This window comes from Staphylococcus equorum, assembly GCF_001747895.1.
Classification (GTDB): Bacteria; Bacillota; Bacilli; order Staphylococcales; family Staphylococcaceae; genus Staphylococcus; species Staphylococcus equorum_A.
The window spans coordinates 93,057-114,194 of sequence record NZ_LNNB01000018.1 but is presented as its reverse complement, the minus strand read 5'-3'; the positions used below and the strand labels follow the sequence as shown (position 1 = coordinate 114,194).

General features: G+C 34.6%; 15 protein-coding genes and 1 pseudogene. 6 read left to right on the top strand and 10 right to left on the bottom strand.

The window, feature by feature from the left end; genetic code table 11:
• Positions 1–6 precede the first annotated feature (6 nt).
• From AST02_RS08460 to rpmH, 9 genes and pseudogenes are all read right to left on the bottom strand, one after another.
• Positions 7–1,440, bottom strand: coding sequence for an MFS transporter (locus AST02_RS08460; RefSeq protein ID WP_069817348.1), 1,434 nt, complete (start codon positions 1,438–1,440; stop codon positions 7–9).
• A gap of 541 nt (positions 1,441–1,981) precedes the next feature.
• Positions 1,982–2,542: a helix-turn-helix domain-containing protein gene (locus AST02_RS08455; RefSeq protein WP_069817346.1), complete on the bottom strand. Its 561-nt coding sequence runs from the start codon at positions 2,540–2,542 to the stop codon at positions 1,982–1,984.
• A gap of 232 nt (positions 2,543–2,774) precedes the next feature.
• Positions 2,775–4,229: pseudogene (locus AST02_RS08450) on the bottom strand (carbon starvation CstA family protein).
• Positions 4,230–4,433: 204 nt separating this feature from the next.
• Positions 4,434–5,273, bottom strand: coding sequence for a ParB/RepB/Spo0J family partition protein (locus tag AST02_RS08445; protein ID WP_002506209.1), 840 nt, complete (start codon positions 5,271–5,273; stop codon positions 4,434–4,436).
• Between the two features lie 41 nt (positions 5,274–5,314).
• Positions 5,315–6,034, bottom strand: coding sequence for a 16S rRNA (guanine(527)-N(7))-methyltransferase RsmG (rsmG, locus tag AST02_RS08440; protein WP_069817344.1), 720 nt, complete (start codon positions 6,032–6,034; stop codon positions 5,315–5,317).
• Position 6,035: 1 nt separating this feature from the next.
• Positions 6,036–7,913 carry a tRNA uridine-5-carboxymethylaminomethyl(34) synthesis enzyme MnmG gene (gene mnmG, locus AST02_RS08435; RefSeq protein WP_069817342.1) on the bottom strand — a complete coding sequence of 626 codons (1,878 nt, stop codon included), beginning with the start codon at positions 7,911–7,913 and terminating at the stop codon, positions 6,036–6,038.
• A gap of 16 nt (positions 7,914–7,929) precedes the next feature.
• Entirely contained in the window at positions 7,930–9,309 is a 1,380-nt protein-coding gene (mnmE, locus tag AST02_RS08430) for a tRNA uridine-5-carboxymethylaminomethyl(34) synthesis GTPase MnmE (RefSeq protein ID WP_141714595.1), read from the bottom strand.
• Positions 9,310–9,471: 162 nt separating this feature from the next.
• A complete protein-coding gene (gene rnpA / locus AST02_RS08425) occupies positions 9,472–9,816 on the bottom strand; it encodes a ribonuclease P protein component (RefSeq protein WP_069817419.1) in 345 nt (114 codons plus the stop codon).
• Between the two features lie 160 nt (positions 9,817–9,976).
• A complete protein-coding gene (rpmH, locus tag AST02_RS08420; protein ID WP_000240855.1) occupies positions 9,977–10,114 on the bottom strand; it encodes a 50S ribosomal protein L34 in 138 nt (45 codons plus the stop codon).
• A gap of 736 nt (positions 10,115–10,850) precedes the next feature.
• Between rpmH and dnaA the strand changes: the two genes are divergently transcribed.
• The 6 genes from dnaA (at position 10,851) to gyrA (ending at position 20,152) form a co-directional block, all read left to right on the top strand.
• Complete coding sequence (gene dnaA / locus AST02_RS08415) at positions 10,851–12,218, top strand: chromosomal replication initiator protein DnaA (RefSeq protein ID WP_069817338.1); 1,368 nt, start codon at positions 10,851–10,853, stop codon at positions 12,216–12,218.
• Between the two features lie 247 nt (positions 12,219–12,465).
• The gene (gene dnaN, locus AST02_RS08410; protein ID WP_065339128.1) at positions 12,466–13,596 is read left to right on the top strand and encodes a DNA polymerase III subunit beta; all 1,131 of its coding nucleotides are present in this window, start codon (positions 12,466–12,468) and stop codon (positions 13,594–13,596) included.
• A 525-nt stretch (positions 13,597–14,121) separates the two neighbouring features.
• The gene (yaaA, locus tag AST02_RS08405) at positions 14,122–14,355 is read left to right on the top strand and encodes a S4 domain-containing protein YaaA (protein ID WP_172793137.1); all 234 of its coding nucleotides are present in this window, start codon (positions 14,122–14,124) and stop codon (positions 14,353–14,355) included.
• Positions 14,352–15,467: a DNA replication/repair protein RecF gene (recF, locus tag AST02_RS08400; RefSeq protein ID WP_069817336.1), complete on the top strand. Its 1,116-nt coding sequence runs from the start codon at positions 14,352–14,354 to the stop codon at positions 15,465–15,467. Before yaaA ends, recF begins: the two co-directional genes overlap by 4 nt.
• A gap of 12 nt (positions 15,468–15,479) precedes the next feature.
• Positions 15,480–17,411, top strand: coding sequence for a DNA topoisomerase (ATP-hydrolyzing) subunit B (gene gyrB / locus AST02_RS08395; protein WP_176721542.1), 1,932 nt, complete (start codon positions 15,480–15,482; stop codon positions 17,409–17,411).
• A 35-nt stretch (positions 17,412–17,446) separates the two neighbouring features.
• A complete protein-coding gene (gene gyrA, locus AST02_RS08390) occupies positions 17,447–20,152 on the top strand; it encodes a DNA gyrase subunit A (RefSeq protein WP_069817332.1) in 2,706 nt (901 codons plus the stop codon).
• A 71-nt stretch (positions 20,153–20,223) separates the two neighbouring features.
• Here the strand turns inward: gyrA and AST02_RS08385 are convergent, their stop codons facing one another.
• Positions 20,224–21,036: an NAD(P)H-hydrate dehydratase gene (locus tag AST02_RS08385; protein ID WP_069817329.1), complete on the bottom strand. Its 813-nt coding sequence runs from the start codon at positions 21,034–21,036 to the stop codon at positions 20,224–20,226.
• Positions 21,037–21,138: the final 102 nt, after the last annotated feature.

Sequence of the window (21,138 nt, the reverse complement as noted above, 5' to 3'; positions counted from 1 at the left end):
CTCCGCTTATTTATATATTTGTTTATTTCTCAGTTCTCCCACTTCATTATTTCTTATTTGGTCCTTAACCTTACCTATGAATTTTTCATAATTTAAAAAGAATGTAACAATCATTATCATTATAACCATTAAAAACGGAAAGTATATTTGCATCGATTTTATGGCAAATATAGTACTTTCAGATTGTATTGAAGCTCCTGCGACATAACCACCGAGGGACAATGACCACCCTACAATAGCTGACTGTAGACCTGATCCAATTTTCATCCCAGCACTAGCCAAACTAAACACTGACCCTTGTACTGGCACCCCTGTTTTCCAATATATAATATCGCCAATATCTGCAACAATACCACTGAGTGCAGCAGTAAATGGTACGATTCCTATACCATGTATAACTAAACCTATAACTAACATAGTTAAGTTTTCCGAAAACAAACTCATAATGATATAAGAAATTATTGATATTACTAAACCAATAATGATACTTTTCTTAATTCCAACCTTTTCTGAAAATTTAGCTGCAAGTAGTAAACCTAAAATTGTTGGGATTAAAGTAGCAAAACTTAAAAGTGCCATAACATTTTCATCGTTAAAAATATACGTAGCATAATATATTCTCATGCTATTATCTGTTTGACGTAAATACCATAGTAAATATAAAACAATAGTAATAAGAAAGTATTTTTCTGTCATTAATGTTTTTATAATTAATGTAAAAGGTATGCGGTTTTTTTGTTTTTTGACACCTTTTTTATCAATGTGGTCATATTTCTTAGTTGCAACGTTTCTTTCTTTTACAAAATATCCTGCAATCATTAACGGTATAGCACATAATGCGCCATAAATAATAGATGTAACAGTCCAACCTTGCTGATTACCACCAAATCCATTAACTAAAAATGTGGTAAATGTCGTAATACACAACACACTTAAGTTAGCAAAAATAAAACGGATACTTCCTAATGAAACACGGTCAGTTTCATTTTTAGTCATAAATGAAATAAGAGAAGAATATGCAACATTATTGGCAGTATAAAACACTACTGATATCAAAAAGTATATTGAAAAGATATAAATAATCTTTTCAGTATCACCAAAAGATTGTGGCACATTAAATAATAAAATAGTTAAGATTCCCAAAATAGGAGCGGTCCAAAAGACCCATGGCTTAGCCTTGCCCATCTTTGTATTTGTATTATCAATGATACTTCCCATAAACAAATCCGAAAAACCATCTGCAAACCGACAAATCAATATAATAGTACCTATTACTGAACCAGCAACACCCACTACATCAGTCATATAAATTATTATAAAAGATGCAATAAAGGTCCAACTATAATTCGCTCCAAAATCCCCGATACCAAAAGTAATCTTCTCTGGCATACCTAATCGTTCATTCTTATCACTTTGTTTAGAATCATAACTAACGGACATAATCCCCACCCCATTAATTTTTAATGTATGCCTGCTCATAGATGATTAACAAAACAACTATTCATAAATTAGAATGTCCAAACCAGTAATATGTATAGTTATCTTTACGCGTTAACTTTTAGCGATGCCCCCTTATTTTTGGTTGGTTTGTTAATTTAACTAACCAAATTAACGTTAATATATCACCTTATTTCTTATTTGTAAACGCTTTCTTATATTGGAGTAGTTTTTTACTCCTTAAAATTAAATACAATTTAAGGATAATAATTCACTTAAAATTGGCTATATTCTTTATTTTTTTATTTTGAAATGAATGCCGATGAGCATGCACGTGTCTTTATTTTTAAGGTATTTCATTATCTACATTATCTACAAATAAATTTATTAAATTGTAGGGAGTTGATTACTACTAAACTGCTTGCCCAAACATTTATTGCTATATTTTTTAATAGAAGTTTTCAAAATACTAAAAAGTTCATTCAGTCCCATTTACATAAAAAAGCATCTTTCAAAATTTGAAAGATGCTTTTTACTATATTTTCTATTTGAAAAAATACATACTTAATAGCATAATGATTAAAAAACCGCCTACGATTAATACGAAGCTATATATAAATGTCAGGGTATTTCTTAGTTTTGTAGTATTAACCTCATTAGGATCTTCACCCTTCATAAATGCTACGATTCGATCGTAAGTTTGCATATTATTAGACTTCTTAATTAAATCTACTTTAATAGAAGCGTACATCGCAATAATAAATAGTACAACCTCAATGACAATGCCAACCGTTCCCCAATAATAAAGCGCTGGACCAAATAAAATTGCTACTAATAACATCGGCCACACCATTAAATGTGACCACAAGTTAAAGTTTGTTTGCTTTAATTTCTGTTCCATAATCTCCACATCTCCTTTGACTAAATCGTCTAAAGAAACATCGAACAATGAACTGAGCATAAGTAAATTATGAACATCTGGATAACTCTTATCATTCTCCCAATTAGAAATTGTTTGACGTGAAACATATAATTTCTCTGCTAAATCTTCTTGAGATAAATAATCGCGTTGTCTGAAATACTTAATTTGAGAACCTAAATTCATTTGTCGTGCTCCTTTGACTAGAGATTAATATGGAAATCATTATTAGACTACCAAAGTTCTTTGACATATGCACCTTTTCAATTGTCAAAATGCTTTTACACCCTATGATACCAACGTTTTTTAGACTGCCTTTAGACAGCACAAAAAAGGGCAAGATAGAAATCATAATTTGATTTCATATCCGCCCCACAAGTTTAACTAGCTATCGGCCAAGTACTGCCAATATAAAAACTTAAATCGTTTGTTGCTGATATTGAATTTGGTGATCTAATTCAAACTCTTCACCTGCAGTGATTTTCTTATATTGATAACCAAAGTACAGAACCCATAATACCGTCAGTATAAATGCTATCACATAGCTTAAAGTAAGATCTAATCCTAAACCGATTGGCTGACTGAGAATGTATGTAAATATATTCCATGTCATGAACACGGCTGGTATTGCTGCAACCCAAAAATTCTTTTTAGCCATGAGTAAGTACATAGCACCGACCCACAAAGCAACAGTTGCAGTGGTTTGGTTAGCCCAAGAGAAATAACGCCAAAGTATCGTGAAGTCTACTTGAGTCAAAGCAAAACTAATTACAAATAATGGTGCAGCTACGATAATTCTTTTTACAACACTACGCTGTCCATAATTTAAGTAATCAGCAATAATCATTCTGGCACTACGGAAAGATGTATCCCCGCTCGTAATCGGTAAGACGATTACGCCTAACACTGCGATTGTCCCTAAGACAGAACCTAATAATAAATGAGAAGCTTCACTTACCACTAAAGCTGCTTCGCCACGCGCTAATACATCACTAAGTCCATTGTAACCATTAAATAGACTCATACCTGCTGCTGCCCAAATCATAGCGATAATCCCTTCAGCAATCATCATACCGTAAAAGATAAAACGACCATTATTTTCTTTTTTCGTTGTTCTAGAAATAATTGGCGTTTGTGTCGCATGGAAACCAGATAACGCCCCACAAGTAATCGTGAAGAATAATAATGGGAAAATAGATGCCCCATCAGGATGCATATTTTTTAAATTAATCTCTGGAATAGGTGCGCCTGTTTGAATAAGACGGAAACCAATACCAACCGCACTAATTAATAATAATGCCCCAAATATTGGATAAATACGGCCAATAATTTTATCAATAGGTAAAATTGTAGAAAGAACATAATAAATAAAGATAACAAAAATAATGATGCCTAATGCAATACGTCCGTCTAATAAATCATGTAATAATAATGCCGGACTTGTCACAAATACTGTTCCTGTTAAGAGTAATAATAAAATAGAGAAAATATTAACAAAGTGTTTCATCACTTTTCCTAAAAATTTACCAGCAAGCTCAGGTAAATGAGCCCCTTTATTTCTGATTGAAATCATCCCAGTTAAATAGTCATGAACCGCCCCTGCAAAAATACAACCCACAACAATCCAAATAAATGCGACAGGCCCTTAAAGTGCTCCCATAATTGGTCCGAAAATTGGACCAACACCTGCAATATTTAATAATTGAATCAGTGAATTAGATGATGTCTTCATCGGTAAGTAATCGACATCGTCCCTCTGATGAAATGCTGGCGTCGGACGTTCCTCTTTAGTTCCAAACATCTTATCGATATATTTACCATAAGTGAAATAACCTACAACTAATAAAATAATAGACACGATAAACGTAATCATATTATCATCCCCCCTTTAGATAATGTGTAAGCGTTTTCTTAATTTAATCACAGTTTTTGATTTATCACAATATTACAATGGAATTTTTATATTAACTTAATAAAATTTAAACATTAAAAAAGACTGTTAGATTTCCAATGAGGATTCTAACAGTCAGTGATTTAATCTAGGATCTATTTCCCAGATTGTTTTATTTTGGTTATATTAACGTTTGTATAATTTAATCTTTATTTCATAATAGTCGTCGTGATCTTTAGCTTGATGTTCATATTTAATGCCGCTTTTTTCAATGCTTTCAAGACTTTTACCGACTGCATCACGTGCGTCAGTTAAGTCTTTTTCAAATCCAAATGTTTGAGCCGTCACCTTTTCAGGGCCAACTTTTTGTTTCACTCGTGCTTCTGTTTGTTTTACATTTAGTTTCTGGCTAATAACAGTTTCAACCATTATTTCTTGATCTTCTTCTGACAAACTTAACATTGCACGAGCGTGACGTTCAGTAATCTTACCTTCACGTAAACGTTCGATGACTTTAGGTGCTAATTTTAATAAACGCAATTTATTAGCTATGAAACTTTGGCTTTTACCAACACTTTTAGCTAATTCACTTTGTGTGGTATCCCCGATTTCCAATAACTTTTTATATGCTTCCGCTTCTTCAACGACGGATAGGTTTTCACGTTGAATGTTTTCAATAAGTGCAACCACAGCAGTCTCTTCATCATCTAAATATCTAATAATGACTTCTGCGTGTGTTTTACCAAGTGATTGAAACGCTCTAAATCTACGTTCACCTGCAATGATTTCAAACATATCTTCTTCAATTGGACGTACGACGATAGGCTGTAACAAACCATGTTCTTCTATTGATTCTGCGAGTTCTTTTATCTTATTTGGCTCAAATACTTGTCTTGGTTGATAACGGTTTGGCACAATACGTTCGATATGAATAGATTCAACGCTATTATTATGATCTTCTTCAATATAACCAACAATGTCATCTTTGTTCTTTAAACCAAATAATTTAGAAAAAGGTTTCTTCATTTTCCATGCGCTCCCTCTAAATTAATTGTATTGATTTGCATTTACTTGTTAAGCAATGGAGATTTATTCGGTGTTCCTGGTTTTCTAGGATACTTCTTAGGTGTCTGACTTCTCTTGTCTATAATCATCATTTGTCTCTCGCCTGCTTCTTCTGGCAATTCATATGAAATTGTTTCTCGCACTTTACCACCCAAAATACCTAAACCGAAACGTGCTTCTTCTAATTCTTCTTCACCTTTAGAAGATTTTAAAGCAATGAATTGACCGCCTTTTTTAACTAAAGGCAGACACAATTCACTTAATACTGAAAGTCTAGCAACAGCACGTGCAGTTACGATATCATAAGACTCCCTGTAGACTCCTTTGCCAAACGTTTCGGCACGATCGTGCACGAAATTTACGTTTTCAAGGTCTAGCGCCTCTGCTAATTGATTTAAAAAGTTTATGCGTTTATTTAACGAATCTACAATTATAACTTTTAAATTCGGAAAAATAATTTTCAAAGGAATGCTTGGGAAACCAGCACCAGCACCTACATCACAAATTGTTAATTCTTTAGTCAAATCCGTATAAAAACTTGGCGCAATTGAATCATAAAAATGTTTCAAATACACTTCATGTTCTTCAGTGATACTTGTTAAATTTATTTTTTCATTCCATTCAACAAGCATTTGATAATACGTTTGAAATTGTCGTTGTTGTTCTTCAGAAAGTTCTATACCTTGTGTACTGAGTTGCTTAGTTAACCATTCTACACTCATCTTAATTTTTCACCCTTTGGATTTTTCCTTGTTCAAGAAAAACAAGTAAAATTGAGATATCAGCTGGATTCACACCAGAAATACGAGAAGCTTGCGCAATGTTTAATGGCTTAACTTCTGCTAATTTTTCACGCGCTTCAGTCGCTAAACTATCTACCTTACTATAATCTAAGTCTTCTGGAATTTTTTTCTCTTCCATACGTTTTACTTTTTCAACTTGTTGTAATGACTTGTTGATGTAGCCTTCGTATTTCGTTTGAATTTCCACTTGTTCTTCAACATCAGATGGAAGTACATGTGATTCATCCAGAATTTCAAGAATTAAATCGTAAGTCATTTCAGGACGACGTAACAGCTCTAATGCTAAAATACCATCTTTCAAGCGAGAACCGCCTTGGGCTTCAATAATTTCTTGAACGCGATCATGTGGTTTCACTCGGATACTACCTAAACGTTCTTGTTCTGATTTTATCATGTCTCGTTTTGCATTAAAACGTGCATAACGCTCTTCAGAAATCATTCCTAATTCGTGACCTAAATCAGTTAGACGTAAATCAGCGTTATCGTGTCTTATCAATAGACGATACTCTGCACGAGATGTTAATAAACGGTAAGGTTCATTTGTGCCTTTCGTAACAAGATCATCAATTAATACACCGATATATGCATCAGAACGACTTAAGACAACTTCATCTTTATCTTGTACTCTAGCTGCTGCATTAATACCAGCCATAATACCTTGCCCAGCCGCTTCTTCATAACCTGATGTACCGTTGATTTGACCAGCAGTATATAAGTTTTTGATTTTTTTAGTTTCAAGTGTTGGCCATAATTGTGTAGGTACGAGTGCATCGTATTCAATTGCATAACCTGCACGCATCATGTCTGCTTTTTCTAGACCAGGAATTGTTTCTACCATTTGTCTTTGTACATGTTCTGGAAGACTTGTAGATAATCCTTGTACGTATACTTCATTCGTATTACGTCCTTCTGGTTCTAAGAATAATTGGTGACGTGGTTTATCGTTGAAACGCACAAATTTATCTTCAATTGATGGACAATATCTTGGACCTGTACCTTTAATCATCCCTGAATACATTGCTGAAAGATGTAAATTATCATCAATCACTTGGTGCGTATCAGCATTTGTATATGTTAACCAACATGGTAATTGATCTAAGATATATTCAGTAGTTTCAAAACTAAACGCTCTACCTACATCATCACCTGGTTGGATTTCAGTTTTAGAATAATCAATTGTTTTCGCATTTACACGAGGTGGTGTACCTGTCTTAAATCTAACAACTTCAAAGCCAAGATTTCTTAAATTATCGGCTAATGAAATAGATGGTAATTGGTGGTTAGGGCCACTTGAATATTTCATGTTTCCTAAGATAATCTCACCGCGTAAAAATGTACCTGTTGTAATAATAACTGCCTCTGCCCAGTATTCTGTTCCAATGTTAGTACGTACGCCTTTAATCACATCATCTTCAATCATTAAGTCGTCTACCATGCCTTGCATAATATCAAGGTTATCTTCATCTTCAATTACTTTTTTCATTTCTTGTTGATACAATACTTTATCTGCTTGTGCACGTAATGCTCTCACTGCTGGGCCTTTGCCCGTATTCAACATACGCATTTGAATGTGGGTCTTATCAATCGTTTTGGCCATTTGTCCACCTAAAGCATCAATTTCACGCACGACGATTCCTTTTGCCGGTCCACCAACTGATGGATTACATGGCATAAACGCAATATTATCTAAGTTAATTGTTAACATAAGCGTTTTTGCACCACGTCGAGCTGAAGCAAGTCCTGCTTCAATACCAGCATGCCCGGCTCCTATTACTATTACATCATATTCTTGAGCCATACTATTTTCCTCCTTATTATTTTCCTAAACAGAACTGACTAAATAATTGATCTATCAATTCGTCGCTTGCGGATTCTCCGATGATTTCACCTAATATTTCCCAAGTTCTCGTCAAGTCAATTTGAATCATATCCATTGGTATATCTGATTTTGCAGCATCTATTGCGTCTTGAATTGTATTTCTAGCCTCTTTTAATAATGAAATATGCCTTGAATTAGATACATACGTCATATCTTGATTTTGAACATCGCCACCAAAGAATAAATCTCTAATTTGTATTTCTAATTGATCTATTCCTTCTTGCTTCAACATAGAAGTTTGGATTAACGGCATATCTCCAATCATTGCTTTAACTTCATCTATATCTAATTGTTTATCTAAATCCATTTTATTTACAATAACAATCGCATCTTCGTTTTTAATCACTTCATAAAGTTTACGGTCTTCTTCAGAAAGTGCTTCGTTATAATTTAGTACAAATAAGATTAAGTCTGCTTCGCCTAATGCTTTTCGGGAACGTTCAACACCTATGCGCTCTACAATATCTTCAGTTTCACGAATACCTGCTGTGTCTACTAATCTTAGTGGTACGCCTCGAACGTTAACGTATTCTTCTAATGTATCTCGTGTCGTTCCTGGCACTTCTGTAACAATAGCTTTATTATCTTGGATCAGATTATTGAGCATTGATGATTTACCAACATTCGGTCTACCGACAATTACTGTAGATAAGCCTTCCCTCATAATCTTACCTTGCGTACCAGTTTCTAATAATTTATTAATCTCTTCTTTAATTTCATTTGATTTACCTAATAAAAATTCTGTAGTAGCGTCCTCTACGTCATCATATTCTGGGTAATCTATATTAACTTCGACTTGTGCAAGGATTTCGAGAATGGATTGTCGCTGTCGTTTAATCATATCACTCAAACGGCCTTCTATTTGATTCATTGCAACTTTTGATGCACGATCGGTTTTAGAACGAATAAAATCCATCACTGCTTCTGCTTGAGACAAATCAATACGTCCATTTAAGAATGCACGTTTTGTAAATTCTCCCGGTTCAGCCATACGTGCGCCATTACTCATTGTTAATTCAAGCACTCTATTAATTGTTAAAATACCACCGTGACAGTTGATTTCAACAATATCTTCACGCGTAAACGTCTTCGGTGCACGTAGCACAGAAACCATTACTTCCTCTATAATTTCTTCTGATTCTGGATCAATAATATGACCATAATTAATTGTATGAGATGTTACATCTGCAAGTTTTTGTTTTCCTTTAAATAACTTGTCAGCAACGTTAACTGCATCAGCACCAGATAAACGTACAATACCTATCGCACCTTCGCCCATTGGCGTGGATATACTCGTTATTGTATCTAAATCCATCATCCATCTCGCCTCCTTTATTGTCTAAATTTTATCATTATAATATTGTAAAGAGTTTCCTATCAAAAAGCGAATATCTTGATTGAAAAAATACACAGTTAGTCTTAGGGTTGTCTGAAGTTAGACCAACGGTAGTCTAATAAACCACTTCCCCCACCCTACTTAGATGCGCTTATTAAAAGCCTTTGCTATTTTCAGTACATGTTCAAGGCTCGCTTGAATTTGTAGCGTATCCATATCTTTAGCTGGCTGCCTCGCTATTACCACAATATCTAATGGTAGCATATCTTCTTTGTGTATCTTGAAGTTTTCACGAATAGCTCTTTTAATACGGGTTCTAACCACAGCATTACCTATTTTTTTAGAAACACTTATTCCTAAGCGGAAATGCTCTAAATTTTTGTTGGGTTTTGTGTATACTACAAATTGTCTGTTAGCGACTGATTTCCCTTTTTTATAAATAAATTGAAAATCACCATTCTTTTTAATTCGATACGCTTTTTCCACCAACCATCACTCACTTATCTCTTCATTAGATGTATTATGTTTTATATATATGTTTAATCTATATCATTAATTTTCTTAAATTACTAACGAAAATTAACGTAATTTCCTGTCATTTTCCTTCATTAAAACCAAAAAAAAGACCACTGATGAGTCAGTGATCTTATGCTGATAGTACTTTACGGCCTTTACGACGACGACGCGCCAAAACTTTACGACCATTTTTTGTGCTCATGCGTTTTCTGAAACCATGAACTTTACTATGTTTACGTTTATTTGGTTGATAAGTACGTTTTACCATGCAAAAACACCTCCATCTTTATTCGGTTATCTAACTATTATAATAGATAAATTAATATACGCTTCTGCTCTTAAGTCTTGATTTAACTGTTATTAATTTCTAGTCATAATTCAAGCAACTTCTACAATATAACAAAATATATTTTATAAAGCAAGCATCAATTTGAGTCTTTGCAATTTTATAGGCAATTTAAAAATACTTCCCAATTTAATTACATATAAGGAAGTGTTGGATTATAAATTGTCTAACCTCCCCTATTATAGTAGAAACATTACTATCTAAAAAACAATCCGCATTATCCTTCATTTTTCATTATACATTTTCCATACAATCTTTATAAATTATTTCCCAAGCTCACAAATGGTTCGATTTTTGTTATACTGTTTATTCCTCAAAGTTATCCACTTATGCACAGTCACGGTTTCTATTTTTGTGGATAATATATATGTTATTAACAAGGTCATCTACGTTTTAACAACATATTCACAGTCATTTGACATTGGTCATTGTTAAAAAGTATAATTGTGTGGATAAGTCATGTAAATATTGATAGATACAGGGTTTACTTTATTGAATTATATACTAAACAGCTGTGTATAAATCATAGGGAGTAAATAGTTATCCACCGATTGTGTGTAACTTGTGGATAATTATCAACATGCTGTGATTAGTCTCATTTATACCTGTTGTTTTTGTGTATAACTTTTAAAATTTATGAAAGTTGGAGTTTATTCATATGTCAGAAAAAGAAATTTGGGAAAAAGTCCTAACCTTGGCTCAAGAGAAAGTAAGTTATCCTAGCTATCAAACTTTCCTTAAAGATACTAAGCTTTACTCATTGCAAAATGATGAAGCCATTGTTGTTATCGATGATCCATTTGTTGCCAATTGGTTAAAAACGCATTATGTTGAAATTATTCAAACTGCATTATATGAGGCAATCGGTCATGAAATTATGCCAGTTTTCTATTCTGAAGATCAATTAGAGAGTTTAAAATCAGGTGAGAATCAACACACGAATCCAGACGTTCCACAAAAGAAAAAGTATACACCGGGTGTAGATGAAGCTGTCATTGGCGGCGAACAATTCAATACACACAATACTTTTGATACATTTGTGATCGGACCTGGCAATAGATTTCCTCATGCAGCAAGTCTCGCTGTTGCCGAAGCACCTGCTCAAGCCTATAACCCGCTTTTCATTTATGGTGGCGTTGGTTTAGGAAAAACGCATCTAATGCATGCGATTGGTCATTATGTATTAGAAAATAATCCTGATGCTAAAGTTATTTACACGTCTAGTGAAAAATTTACTAATGAATTTATTAAATCTATTCGTGATAATAAAACTGAGCGTTTTAGAGAAAAATACCGTAATATTGACGTTTTATTAATAGATGATATTCAATTCATCCAAAATAAAGAGCAAACACAAGAAGAATTCTTCCATACTTTTAATGAATTACATCAAGCAAACAAACAAATTGTTATTTCGAGTGATAGACCACCGAAAGAAATTGCTAAATTAGAAGATCGTTTGCGTTCTCGCTTTGAATGGGGATTAATCGTTGATATTACGCCTCCTGATTACGAAACAAGAATGGCTATTTTGCAGAAAAAAATTGGAGAAGAAAATTTAAATATTCCAACTGAAGCATTAACTTATATTGCTAATCAAATCCAGTCTAATATTCGTGAACTTGAAGGTGCACTCACTCGTGTATTAGCATTTTCTAAACTTCAAGGCCAACCGATTACAACTGAATTAACTGCTGCAGCGTTAAAAGATATTATCCAAGCGCCAAAATCGAAAAAAATTACGATTCAGGATATTCAAAAGATAGTTGGACAATACTATAACGTGAGAATTGAAGATTTTAGTGCTAAAAAACGTACAAAATCCATTGCCTATCCGCGCCAAATTGCAATGTACTTATCACGTGAGCTAACTGATTTCTCATTACCTAAAATTGGTGAAGAGTTTGGTGGCCGTGATCATACTACTGTTATCCATGCGCATGAGAAAATAGCTAAAGAAGTAAGTAGTGATTCAACTTTTAAACAAGAACTTGAAAACTTGGAAAAAGAAATTAGAAATCAATAAAAAACTGTACTATAACAGATTAATTGTAGGAAAATTGAGGAATAACGTAGTAACGATAAATTTTGGAGAATTGTGGATAATGTGTAAAAGTCATACACACTGTGCACAAGTTATCCACAGTCGTTAAATAATGCCACACCTGAATTCATATAAGTTATCCCGTAATCCACAAGCCCTACTACTATTACTACTGTTTTAAAACCTATATAATTTATATATAAACGACTGGAAGGAGTTTGAAAATTAGATGGAATTCACAATAAGAAGAGATTATTTTATTGCTCAATTAAATGACACATTAAAAGCCATCTCACCAAGAACTACATTACCAATATTAACTGGTATAAAAATTGAAGTTAAAAATAACGAAGTGATACTTACTGGTTCTGACTCAGAAATATCTATCGAAATCACTATACCTAAACAAGTTGATGGTGAAGACATTATAGAAGTTGCAGAAACTGGATCAGTCGTACTCCCTGGTCGTTTCTTCGTAGACATCATTAAAAAATTACCTGGTAAAGAAGTAAAACTTTCTACAAATGAACAATTTCAAACACTAATTACTTCAGGTCATTCTGAATTTAACTTAAGTGGTTTAGATCCAGATCAATACCCATTGTTACCGCAAGTTTCTCGCGATGATGCGATTCAATTATCTGTAAAAGTACTTAAAAACGTGATAGCACAGACGAATTTCGCAGTGTCCACCTCAGAAACACGCCCAGTACTCACTGGTGTTAACTGGCTTATACAAGATAGTGAATTAATATGCACGGCTACTGATTCACACCGCTTGGCTGTAAGAAAAGTGGTATTAGAAGATGAGTCTGAAAATAAAAATGTCATCATTCCAGGTAAGGCATTATCAGAGTTAAATAAAATAATGACAGATAGTGAAGAAGAGATTGATATCTTCTTTGCATCAAACCAAGTACTATTCAAAGTTGGCAATGTGAACTTTATTTCACGTTTATTAGAAGGTCATTATCCTGATACATCTCGTTTATTCCCAGAGAATTACGAAATTAAATTAGGCATTAATAACGGTGAATTCTATCATGCAATCGATCGTGCATCATTATTAGCACGTGAAGGTGGCAATAACGTTATTAAATTAAGTACTGGTAATGAATTAGTAGAATTATCTTCAACATCTCCTGAAATTGGTACCGTAAATGAAGACGTTAAAGCAAGTAACGTTGATGGTGGCAACTTGAAGATTTCATTCAACTCGAAATATATGATGGATGCATTAAAAGCAATCGATAATGACGAAGTCGAAATAGAATTCTTTGGCACAATGAAACCATTTATTTTAAAACCCAAAGACGATGATTCAGTAACACAATTAATTCTGCCAATCAGAACATATTAGAACTTAATAACTTATCCCTAGACAATTTATTTTGTCTGGGGTTTTTTCTTTTAATTTTTAAATTCAAAAGTAATCGCTTGTCTATATACGTGTATATAAATAAAGCAGGGGACACTTTTTACGAAAAAAATAAATTTCAGAAGTATTTTAAGAGGTATATTTCATTTTTAAAGGCACTGAGCGATTAAATATAAGCATTTATTGTTAATTGTTAGGGTATTTCAATAAAATTTTATAACGCGTCTAAAACACGCTTTAAATGTCATTTTAAATCGCACATATTAAAAATGCTGCTCTAATTTCATATTAAATTTGGAACTTATTGATAGAGAATCAAAAAAACAGAATAAAATCACTCGAAATTTGATATAATATTACATGTAAAACAACCGCTATAACGGGCTTTGTACATAATTATTAAAAAGAAGTGAAAATTAGTTAGAAGAATACGCTTACATGCTGTATTTTACATGAAATTTTTCGTGAAAAAAGGTATAATATATTAGTGAGCTTAAAAGAAACGGAGTGATTGATTTGGTTGAAGAGGTAATCGTTGATGGAGACATTACTTTAGGGCAATTTCTAAAGACAGAAGGTATTATCGAATCTGGCGGACAAGCAAAATGGTTCTTACAAGATTTTGATGTCTTGATAAATGACGAACGTGAAACACGTCGCGGTAAAAAGTTAAACCATCAAGATAGCATTGTCATACCAGAAGTCGGTTCATTTGTTATTTTACATCAAGGTGAAGAATGAGATTAAAGACACTCCAGATAGAAAATTATCGTAACTATGATTCAGTTACCCTTGATTGTCATCCAGAGGTCAATATATTGATTGGCGAGAATGCACAAGGGAAGACAAACCTCCTTGAATCTATTTATACATTAGCATTGGCTAAAAGTCATAGAACGTCCAATGACAAGGAACTTATACGTTTCGGTATGGACTATGCTAAAATAGAAGGTGAACTTAGTTATAGATACGGTGAAATGCCTTTAACGATGTTTATAACCAAAAAAGGTAAGCAAGTTAAAATTAATCACTTGGAACAAAGTAGACTGACTCAATATATTGGTCACTTGAACGTCGTATTGTTTGCGCCTGAAGATTTAAATATTGTCAAAGGATCACCACAAATTAGACGCAGATTTATAGATATGGAGCTTGGACAAATTTCTGCAGTATACTTAAATGATTTGTCCCAGTACCAGCGAATTTTAAAACAAAAAAATAATTATTTGAAGCAACTGCAATATGGTCAAAAGACAGACAGCACAATGCTAGATGTCTTAAATCAACAATTTGCAGCGTATGCACTCAAAATTACGCTCAGACGTGAACATTTTATTAAAGAACTTGAATCACTAGCTAAGCCTATCCATTCTGGAATAACGGACGAGCGTGAGACGTTGTCATTAAAATATTTGCCTAGTATAAAACTCGACAATGAAGAGAAAAGTGAGACGGAACGCTTAGAAGAAGTCTTAACTTTACTCAATGACAATATGGAACGTGAGAAAGATAGAGGCGTTTGTTTATACGGCCCTCACAGAGATGATTTAGGTTTCAATGTAAATGATATGGATGCTCAGACGTATGGCTCTCAAGGCCAACAACGGACTACTGCTTTATCGATAAAACTCGCAGAAATCGAGTTAATGAATATCGAAGTAGGAGAGTACCCTATCTTATTGCTAGATGATGTATTAAGTGAATTAGATGATTCACGTCAATCGCATTTATTAAGCACAATTCAACATAAAGTGCAGACTTTTGTAACTACAACATCAGTCGACGGTATAGAGCATGAAATTATGAAGAACGCTAAACTTTATCGCATTAACCAAGGCGAAATTATAAAGTAATAGAAAGTGAAGGTGGAAGCATTGTCAGATGTGAACAACACGGAAGATTATGGTGCTGGTCAGATTCAAGTATTAGAAGGTCTAGAAGCGGTTCGTAAACGACCAGGTATGTATATAGGTTCAACTTCAGCAAGAGGTTTGCATCATCTTGTATGGGAAATCGTCGATAATAGTATCGATGAGGCACTTGCTGGATATGCCGACGAAGTTGAAATTGTTATAGAAAAAGATAATTGGATAAAAGTTACTGATAACGGACGAGGCATTCCAGTAGGTATTCAAGAAAAAATGGGACGTCCTGCTGTAGAAGTTATTTTGACAGTGCTTCATGCCGGCGGTAAATTTGGCGGCGGCGGATACAAAGTATCTGGTGGCTTACATGGTGTAGGTTCATCAGTAGTTAACGCGTTGTCTGAAGATCTTGAAGTGTACGTTTACAAAGATAACCAAATTTATCATCAGGCCTATAAAAAAGGGATACCGCAATTCGATTTGAAAGTTATCGGAGAAACTGATGAGGCTTCTGGTACGGTAATTCGTTTTAAAGCGGATTCTGAAATATTCACTGAAACTACAGAATATCACTATGAAACGTTACAACAACGTACAAGAGAGCTTGCTTTCTTGAATAAAGGTATTTCAATTACGTTAAGAGATGAACGTGAAGAGGAAGTTAGAGAAGACTCTTATCGCTATGAAGGTGGTATTAAATCTTACGTAGAAATGTTGAATGAAACGAAAGAACCACTTCATGATGAACCGATTTATGTACATGAATCAAAAGATGATATTGAGGTTGAAATCGCATTACAGTATAACAAAGGTTATGCAACTAACTTATTAACATATGCGAATAACATCCACACATACGAAGGTGGTACACATGAAGAAGGATTCAAACGTGCCCTTTCTCGTGTGCTAAACAGCTATGGTATAAACAGTAAAATAATCAAAGAAGATAAAGAGCGACTTTCAGGTGAGGATACACGTGAAGGTTTAACAGCGGTCGTGTCTATCAAACATAGTGATCCACAATTTGAGGGACAAACTAAGACGAAACTTGGTAACTCAGAAGTGCGTCAAGTCGTTGATAAATTATTCTCTGAACTATTTGAAAGATTCTTATACGAAAATCCACAAGTCGGACGTATTGTCGTTGAGAAAAGTATTATGGCATCACATGCACGTCTTGCAGCTAAAAAAGCACGTGAAGTGACACGTCGTAAATCTGCTTTGGAAATCTCAAGTCTACCTGGTAAACTTGCAGACTGTTCTAGTAAAGATCCGTCTCGAAGTGAAATTTTTATCGTCGAGGGTGACTCTGCCGGAGGGTCTACAAAATCAGGCCGTGATTCAGAAACACAAGCGATTTTACCGTTACGTGGTAAGATTTTAAACGTTGAGAAAGCACGATTAGATAGAATACTAAATAACAATGAAATTCGTTCAATGATTACTGCTTTTGGTACAGGAATTGGCGGAGAATTTGATTTAAGTAAAGCACGTTATCACAAGATTGTCCTTATGACAGATGCCGATGTCGATGGCGCGCACATTAGAACATTGCTTTTAACATTCTTCTATCGCTTTATGAGACCGTTATTAGAAGCGGGATACGTGTATATTGCGCAACCACCACTTTTCAAATTGACGCAAGGTAAACAAAAATATTACGTGTTTAACGAACGTGAATTAGATAAGCTTAAAGAAGAACTAGACCCAAGTCCAAAATGGTCGATTTCACGTTACAAAGGTCTCGGTGAAATGAATGCGGATCAATTGTGGGAAACTACAATGAATCCTGAACACAGAGCGTTACTACAAGTATCACTAGATGATGCGATAGAAGCAGACCAAGTATTTGAAATGTTGATGGGCGATGTTGTTGAGAATCGTAGACAGTTTATTGAAGATAACGCAGTCTATGCGAACTTAGATTTCTAATACAATGAACTGAATTTTTGAAGGAGGATATCTTGATGGCTGAACTACCTGAATCAAGAATTAATGAACGAAATATAACCAATGAAATGCGCGAATCGTTCTTAGATTATGCGATGAGCGTTATTGTCTCACGTGCTTTGCCAGACGTTAGAGATGGATTAAAACCAGTACATCGACGTATATTATACGGATTACATGAACAAGGTATGACACCTGACAAATCATATAAAAAATCTGCACGTATCGTTGGGGACGTAATGGGTAAATATCACCCACACGGTGACTCATCGATTTATGAAGCAATGGTAAGAATGGCGCAGGACTTCAGCTATCGATATCCTTTAATTGATGGTCAAGGTAACTTTGGTTCAATGGATGGCGATGGTGCTGCTGCGATGCGTTATACAGAAGCACGTATGTCTAAAATCACGCTTGAAATGTTGAGAGACCTTAACAAAAATACAATTGATTTCATAGATAACTATGATGGTAATGAAAGAGAGCCGTCAGTCTTACCATCAAGGTTCCCGAACTTATTAGTTAACGGTGCTTCGGGTATTGCTGTTGGTATGGCTACTAATATTCCACCGCATAACTTAACAGAAGTTATTAACGGCGTATTAAGTTTAAGTTATAACCCTGACATCACTATTTCTGAATTAATGGAAGATGTCCAAGGTCCTGATTTCCCTACAGGCGCTTTAATTCTTGGTAAAAGTGGCATCCGTCGTGCATTTGAAACTGGACGTGGTTCAGTTATAATGCGTTCTCGTGCTGAAATAGAAGAGCGCGGTGGCGGACGTCAACGTATCGTAGTGACTGAAGTACCTTATCAAGTCAATAAAGCGCGTATGATAGAAAAAATCGCTGAATTAGCTCGAGATAAAAAGATAGAAGGTATTACAGATTTACGTGATGAAACAAGTTTACGTACAGGTGTACGTGTCGTAATTGATGTTCGTAAAGACGCAAACGCAAGTGTTGTTCTAAATAACTTGTATAAACAAACGCCATTACAAACATCATTTGGTGTAAACATGATTGCATTGGTAAATGGTAGACCGAGACTTATCACGCTTAAAGAAGCATTGGTTGAATACTTAGATCATCAAAAAATAGTTGTAAGAAGACGTACTGAATACAACTTGAAAAAAGCATTAGACCGTGCACATATTTTAGAAGGTTTAAGAATTGCACTGGATCATATTGATGAAATCATTAGAGTAATACGTGAATCAGATAACGACAAAATTGCGATGGCAAGCTTGCAAGAGCAATTTAAGTTAACTGAACGCCAAGCTCAAGCAATATTAGATATGCGTTTAAGACGTTTAACTGGTTTAGAACGCGATAAGATTGAATCAGAATACAATGATTTAATTGCTTATATTGAAGAGTTAAAAGCAATTCTTGCAGATGAAGAAAAGCTTTTACAAATCGTGCGTGATGAACTCATTGATGTTCGTGATCGTTTTGGTGACGAACGTAAAACTGAAATTCAACTTGGTGGCCTTGATAATATTGAGGATGAAGACTTAATCCCTGAAGAACAAATTGTTATTACATTAAGTCATAATAACTATATTAAACGTCTACCTGTTTCAACATATAGATCACAACACCGTGGTGGTCGTGGTGTACAAGGTATGAACACGCTCGAAGAAGACTTCGTTAGCCAACTTGTAACGTTAAGCACGCATGATCACGTTTTATTCTTTACGAATAAAGGTCGTGTTTATAAACTTAAAGGTTATGAAGTACCAGAACTCTCACGTCAGTCTAAAGGTATTCCAGTAGTCAATGCCATAGAGTTAGATAGTGATGAATCTATCAGTACAATGATTGCCGTTAAAGATTTAGAAAGTGAAGAAGATTACCTTGTATTTGCAACACTAAAAGGTAGAGTTAAACGTTCTGCGTTAAGCAACTTCTCACGCATAAACAGAAACGGTAAGATTGCTATCAACTTTAAAGATGATGATGAATTGATTGCAGTACGTCTTACAGACGGTGAAACTGATATTCTTATCGGTACTGCGCATGCGTCATTAATTCGCTTCCACGAAACTGCATTACGTCCACTTGGTCGTACAGCAGCAGGTGTGAAAGGTATTACGCTTAGAGAAGGCGATAAAGTTGTCGGCTTAGATGTTACTAAAGCGGAACAAGATGATGAAATCCTAGTCGTTACTGAAAATGGTTACGGTAAACGTACACCTGTAGGAGATTACAGATTATCAAACCGTGGTGGTAAAGGTATTAAGACTGCTACGATTACTGAGCGTAATGGTAATATTGTTTGTATAACATCAGTCACAGGAGAAGAAGACTTGATGGTTGTAACAAATTCTGGTGTTATTATTCGTATTGATGTAAATGACATTTCACAAAATGGTCGTGCAGCCCAAGGTGTGAGATTAATCAAATTAGATGATAACCAATTTGTATCTACTGTAGCTATAGTAAACGAAGAAGATGAAGAAGAAGTTGAAGCAACTGAAGAATCTGGAACAACTGAATCAGGTTTAACAAATGCTCAAACAACGGATTCTGAATCACAAGATGCGTCATCAAGTGATGAAGCGGTTGTAGAAGATAACACACCAGGTAATGGTATCCATACAGAAGTTGAAGATGACAACTCTGAAGAAGATGGCCGTAAAGAAGTAAGAGAAGACTTTATGGATCGTGTTAACGAAGATATCGATAATGCAGATAGCGATGACAACGAAGAAGAATAATCTTTGATTAAAGATAAATACACATATAAAAAGACCTACCTCATTAAGGTAGGTCTTTTTTTCGTTATAAGTTAGCTTTCTAATGATTTCATTGCATGTGGAATCTCGCTTATAAGTCTTGATGGTGGAACGACATACATTTTCTCTGCTAACTGTTCACCAATGAAGCTATGTGCGTATGTTGCACTTGTGACAGCTTCCTGAGTGTCATCAAATTGTCCGACGAAACTCGTAATCATTCCAGCTAGGGTATCACCCATGCCTCCAGTTGCCATAGCAGGCGTACCGATTGGTAATTTATAATCTTTGTCTTTGAAATAAATCTCCGTACCATGCATTTTCAGAACAATAGTTGCTCCAATCCGATCTACCGCTTCACGATTGCGTTCATATGTTTGTTCCTCAATAGGAATGCCACTTAAACGTTCCCATTCTTTTTGATGCGGTGTGAAAATGACATGACAAGTAGGTATTTCAGGTTTCAATTTACTGAAAATCGTTATAGCATCTCCATCTACGATTAGCGTTTGATGCGGTTGGATATTTTGTAGTAAGAATGTGATTGCGTTATTACCCTTGAAATCACAACCTAATCCAGGACCGATTAAGATACAATCTGTGTTTTCAATCATTTTTGTTAACATTTTTGTATCATTAATATCAATAACCATTGCTTCAGGACAACGAGAATGTAGTGCAGCATGGTTCGTTGGATGTGTAGCTACTGTTATTAGTCCACTGCCACTATAAACACATGCACGCGCTGCAAGCATAATCGCGCCACCTAAGTTAGCATTACCTCCAATTAAAAGGATTCTGCCATAATCACCTTTATGTGTATCATCTTCACGTTTAGGAATGCTTACCGATGATAAAGTTTCCATATTGAAACCTCCTTTTAAAATTCATGATAATTTAACGCTATTGATTTTTGAATCATATACGTAAAAGTCAGAGTTTAAAATTACAAAAGTAATTATAAATCT

Bases quoted from the DNA above. Each gene is read 5' to 3' on its own strand.
- gyrA (WP_069817332.1), top strand. From the start codon at position 17,447: ATGGCTGAACTACCTGAATCAAGAATTAATGAACGAAATATAACCAAT.
- AST02_RS08460 (WP_069817348.1), bottom strand. From the start codon at position 1,440: ATGTCCGTTAGTTATGATTCTAAACAAAGTGATAAGAATGAACGATTA.
- AST02_RS08445 (WP_002506209.1), bottom strand. From the start codon at position 5,273: ATGAAGAAACCTTTTTCTAAATTATTTGGTTTAAAGAACAAAGATGAC.
- dnaN (WP_065339128.1), top strand. From the start codon at position 12,466: ATGGAATTCACAATAAGAAGAGATTATTTTATTGCTCAATTAAATGAC.
- recF (WP_069817336.1), top strand. From the start codon at position 14,352: ATGAGATTAAAGACACTCCAGATAGAAAATTATCGTAACTATGATTCA.
- AST02_RS08455 (WP_069817346.1), bottom strand. From the start codon at position 2,542: ATGAATTTAGGTTCTCAAATTAAGTATTTCAGACAACGCGATTATTTA.
- mnmE (WP_141714595.1), bottom strand. From the start codon at position 9,309: ATGGATTTAGATACAATAACGAGTATATCCACGCCAATGGGCGAAGGT.
- mnmG (WP_069817342.1), bottom strand. From the start codon at position 7,913: ATGGCTCAAGAATATGATGTAATAGTAATAGGAGCCGGGCATGCTGGT.
- rsmG (WP_069817344.1), bottom strand. From the start codon at position 6,034: ATGAGTGTAGAATGGTTAACTAAGCAACTCAGTACACAAGGTATAGAA.
- dnaA (WP_069817338.1), top strand. From the start codon at position 10,851: ATGTCAGAAAAAGAAATTTGGGAAAAAGTCCTAACCTTGGCTCAAGAG.
- AST02_RS08385 (WP_069817329.1), bottom strand. From the start codon at position 21,036: ATGGAAACTTTATCATCGGTAAGCATTCCTAAACGTGAAGATGATACA.
- rpmH (WP_000240855.1), bottom strand. From the start codon at position 10,114: ATGGTAAAACGTACTTATCAACCAAATAAACGTAAACATAGTAAAGTT.